Origin of the sequence: Kitasatospora sp. MBT63 (assembly GCF_000710465.2) — a bacterium.
Lineage (GTDB): Bacteria > Actinomycetota > Actinomycetes > Streptomycetales > Streptomycetaceae > Kitasatospora.
In genome coordinates this window covers 1-260 of the sequence record NZ_JAIZ01000765.1, presented here as the reverse complement: position 1 = coordinate 260, position 260 = coordinate 1, and the positions used below count along the sequence as shown (strand labels likewise).

Genomic DNA, 260 nt, shown 5'->3' with positions numbered 1-260 from the left:
ATCCTGCGCAACGGCACCACCTTCACCCTCAGGCCCGCCGACAACCCCGCCGTCAAGGGCCTGCTGTACCGCACCGGCTACAGCGGCACCACCGGCGCCTTCTTCGTCACCAGCACCTTCGGCGCCGGCCGGGTGGCCATCTGGGGCGACAGCTCACCCGCCGACGACGGCACCGGCCAGAGCGGCAACACCCTCTACAACGGCTGGGACGACCCCGCCGGCACCGACGCGGCCCTCGCCCTCAACGCCACCGCCTGGCT

1 pseudogene is annotated in these 260 nt (G+C 72.7%); it reads left to right on the top strand.

Annotation, left to right across the window (positions count from 1 at the left end):
• Positions 1-260: pseudogene (locus AA75_RS39735) on the top strand (hydrolase); the annotation flags it as partial.